Origin of the sequence: Cellulomonas sp. NPDC057328, from assembly GCF_042667215.1 — a bacterium.
Taxonomy (GTDB): Bacteria; Actinomycetota; Actinomycetes; order Actinomycetales; family Cellulomonadaceae; genus Cellulomonas.
Genome location: NZ_JBHUZW010000187.1, coordinates 1 through 4,345, shown reverse-complemented (window position 1 = coordinate 4,345; position 4,345 = coordinate 1). Strand labels below are relative to the sequence as shown.

The window sequence follows — 4,345 nt, the reverse complement described above, 5'->3', positions numbered from 1 at the left end:
GGCGCGATCCGTGCGCCACGGGTCGCGGGGCCTGGCGCGCGCCACTTCGTAACGATTCGAGCCGATCCGTTGACCGGCACGACCGGCGTGGATAGCGTCCGTGGACACGTTCCCAGGACCGCGTCGGGGCGCCCGCGAGGAGGCGAGGCGTCGTGGCCGACGCGTGCCCGGGAGAGCCCCCGCCGTCCCCTGGAGCTGCGACGATGCACCCACCGACCGGTCCCCGCACGCGTGCCCGGCGCGCGACCGCCCTCACCGCGCTGACCGCCCTGCTCGCGGCCGGCGCCGCGACCGCCCTCCCCACCGCCTCGACCGCCGCGCCGGGCGACGTCGTCGACGTCGTGCACGGCTTCGAGGACGGCACCCTCGGCGCCGGCTTCATCCAGTGGGCGAACGGCGGCGCCGGTGTGCGCGCCGTGCCGGGCGACGGGCTGCCCGCCCGCCCCGACGGCGCCGCGAGCGCGTACGCCATGAGCTACGGCTTCGACACCACGGCCGACCCGTTCTACGGCGGCGTCGGGTTCGAGTACGCCGACGCGCCCCGCGACTGGTCCGGCTACGACGGCGTCGAGCTGTGGGTGCACGGCGACGGCTCCGGCGCGTCGTTCCAGGTCGAGCTGCTCGACGCGACCGGCGCCGGTCCCGCGCCGTACGAGCGGTTCGACGTCACCGTGCCCGTCGGCGCGCCCGGGTGGCGGCAGGTCCGCCTCGCGTGGTCCGACTTCGCGCGGGCGACCGACTTCCAGGACGCCGGTGCGCCCGACGACGGTCTCGGCCTCACGCACGTGCGCGGCCTCGTGCTGCCGGCGGCGTCCGGTGCGGGCACGGTGGTGATCGACGACATCGCGGCGTTCTCGACGGACGGCCCGGTGACGCCGTCGGTCGGGGTGGCCGCCGCCGCGGTGGGCGTGGCGGAGTCGGCCGGCACGGCCGAGGTCGCGGTCCGCCTGAGCACGGCGGGCGCCGACGACGTGACGGTGGCCTACGCGACGGCCGACGGGACCGCCGTCGCCGGCACGCACTACACCGCGACGTCGGGCACGCTCACGTTCCCGGCCGGCACGACGACGCGCACGGTGACCGTGCCGGTGGCCGACGACGCCGTGCCGGGCCCCAACCGCACCTTCACGCTGACGCTCGCCGATCCCGTCGGCGCCACGCTCGGCCAGGCGACGGCCACGGTGACGATCCGCGACGACGACGCGGTGGCGTCGACCGGCACCGGCCTGCTGCACCGCGTGGTCGACGGCTTCGAGGAGCCGCTCGTGCTCGCCGACCCGGCCGCGACGCCGCCGCTCGGCTGGTTCACGGCGCAGGGCGCGGGCAACGTGCCCGAGTTCGCGCGCAGCACGACGCCGCCGGCCCCGCGCCCCGGCGCCGCGGACGGCAACTCCGTCCTGCGCGTCGGCCTCGACAGTGCGTCGTGGGCGGCACTGCTGCACACGTTCACGGCGGACGGCACGACGTGGGCGCCGCAGGACTGGAGCGACTACCGCGGGCTCGGCTTCTGGATGCACGGCGCGAACTCGGGGGCGGCGCTGTTCGTCGACGTCCTCGACAACCGCAACCCGGGGTCGACGGTGGACGACGCCGAGCGGTTCTCGACGCGCCTCGTCGACGACTGGACCGGCTGGCGCTTCGTCGAGCTGCCGTTCGCGGACCTGCTGCGCAAGAACGTGAACAACGGCGCCCCGGACGACGGCCTGGGGCTGACGGAGGTCCACGGCCTGGCGATCGGGATCGAGCAGACGGCTACGCGCGCGACGCCCACGCTGTGGCTCGACGACCTCGCGCTCGTCGAGCACCAGCAGACGGTCCTCGACTTCGAGCAGCCGCTGCTCACCGGCTCGACCGCGACCCCGCCGGTCGGGTGGGTCACCGCGTCGGGTGCGGGGAACGACCCGGTGCTCGACCGCGTCACGGGCGCGCCGGCCGACGCCGTGCCGGGCGCGGCCGCCGGCAACCACGCGCTGTCCCTGCGCATGACGAACCCGAGCTGGGCCGTCGCCGTCCACAACTTCACGGCGGACGGCACCACGTGGACGCCGCAGGACTGGAGCGGGTGGACCACGCTGAGCTTCTGGTTCCACGGCGCGGGCACGGGCGCGCGGTTCGACGTCGACGTGCTCGACAACCGCAGCCCGGGCTCGACCGTCGACGACGCCGAGCGCTTCACCGCGTCCTTCACGGACGACGCCACCGGCTGGCGCCGCGTCGTGGTCCCGTTCGCCGACCTCGTCCGCAAGGGCGGCGGCCAGCCCGCCGGCGCCCCGGACGACGGCCTGACCCTGACCGCCGTGCACGGCGTCGCCCTGGCGGTCCAGGGCGCGGCCACCCCGATCCCGACCACGACGTTCCACGTCGACGACGTGACGATCTCCGGCGCGTCGGCGGTGCGCAACCCCGTGCGCGTGCGGCTCGCGCAGTCGGTCACGCCGGTCGACGAGGGCGCGACCGCGCAGGTCGGCGTGGTCCTGACCCGCGCCGCGGAGCAGGACGTGACGGTCGCGTGGAGCACGGGCGAGATCACCGGACGCTCGTCGGAGCAGGAGCCGGCCGCGCGCGCCGGGCGGGACGTCGAGCCCGCCTCGGGCACGGTGACGATCCCCGCCGGCGAGCGCGAGGCGGTGGTCGAGGTCGCGACGCTCGACGACGCCAAGCACGAGCGCGACGAGCCGTTCGCGATCACGCTGGCCGAGCCGGTGGGTGCGGAGCTCGGCCAGCCGGCCGTCGGGCGGGTCCTGATCCGCGACGACGACCCGCGCGACCCGCTGCTCCTCGTCGACGTCGAGGACGGCACGGGTCTGCTCGAGCCGCTCGGGCCTGGCACGATCGCGGCCCGCGAGGTGGCCGCCGGCACGCCCGAGTCGTACCCGGGCGCGGACCGCTGGGAGCACGTCCTCGACGTGGTCGGCGACGGCGGGTTCCGGCGCGGGTTCGCGCAGCCGCAGGACTGGTCCGGCACCGAGGGCGTCGGGATGTGGTTCCACGGCCGCGGCGACGGCCGTCCCGTGACCGTCACCGTCGAGGACGACGCCGCGGCCGACCCCGGCCCCGCCGGCTGGGAGCTGGCGTGGTCCGACGAGTTCGAGGCCGCCGCCGGCACGCCGGCCGACCCGGCCCGCTGGACGTACGAGACCGGCGGCTGGGGCTGGGGCAACGACGAGCTCCAGTACTACACGGACTCGACCGACAACGCGGCGCACGACGGCGACGGGAACATGGTCATCACGACGCGCGAGGTCGACCCCGCGACGTCCGGGCTGTCCTGCTGGTACGGGCCGTGCACGCACACGTCCGCGCGCCTCATCACCGAGGGCAAGGCGGAGTTCCTGCACGGGCGCATGGAGGCCCGCGTCCGCCTGCCGCAGGGGGCCGCGGGCATCTGGCCGGCGTTCTGGTCCCTCGGCAACGACTTCCGCGACGTCGGCTGGCCGCAGACCGGCGAGATCGACGTCATGGAGTACGTCGGCAAGCTGCCCGAGTCGATCTTCGGCACCATCCACGGCCCGGGCTACAGCGGCGGCGACGCGTTCGGCCGGACGCAGGAGTTCGGCCGCAACCTCGGCGGGGAGTGGATGACGTTCTCCGTCGAGTGGGAGCCCGAGGAGATCCGCTGGTACGTGACGGAGGACGGCGGCGAGCCGATCCACTTCCACACCGCGACGCCCGAGGACGTGGCGCCGGACGCGTGGGTGTTCGAGCACCCGTTCACCCTCATCGCCAACATGGCGGTCGGGGGGAACTTCGGCGGCCCGCTGGCCGACGAGCTCACGTTCCCGCAGCAGGTCGCGTTCGACTACGTCCGCGTCTACCAGGCGCCGGACACGGCCGAGCGGTTCGCGGCGACGTTCGCCGACGACACCGCCGGCTGGCGGTACGTGGTCCTGCCGTTCGACGACTTCGACCGGCTGGCGGACCAGCCGGCGGGCGCGCCGGACGACGGCCTGTCGCTCACCGCGGTGCGCGGCCTGTCGATCGCGACGGCCGGCGCGGGCGCTGCCCCGGCGCAGGCCGCCGGGCCCGGCGTGCTCGCCGTGCCCCACGCGGGCGTCGCGCTCGACCGCGTCGCCCTCGTCACCGACGTCGACGCCGTCCCGGGCGGCGGCGGCACGGGCGGCGGGGCTGCGGGCGGCGGTGGCACGAGCGCCGGTGCGGCCGACGGGCGCACGGGCGCCACGGCGCCCGGCCGGCTCGCGGTGACGGGTGCCGCGGTCCCGGCCCTGCTCGGCCTCGCCCTGCTGCTGGTCGTCGCGGGCGCGGAGCTGGTGCGGCGGCGCCGCCGGGCCTGAGCCGCGACGTGCCGAGGGCCGTCCACCCCGTCGCGGGGTGGGCGGCCCTCGCC

At 76.4% G+C, this 4,345-nt stretch carries 1 protein-coding gene; it reads left to right on the top strand.

Features of this window, described 5'->3' with window-relative positions; translation table 11 throughout:
* The first annotated feature begins 203 nt into the window (after window positions 1–203).
* Entirely contained in the window at window positions 204–4,292 is a 4,089-nt protein-coding gene (locus ACFUMH_RS18660) for a carbohydrate binding domain-containing protein (RefSeq protein ID WP_378209041.1), read from the top strand.
* Window positions 4,293–4,345 lie beyond the last annotated feature (53 nt).

What these genes read in the sequence shown, in the direction of transcription:
- ACFUMH_RS18660 (WP_378209041.1), top strand. Translation starts at nt 204, where the DNA reads ATGCACCCACCGACCGGTCCCCGCACGCGTGCCCGGCGCGCGACCGCC.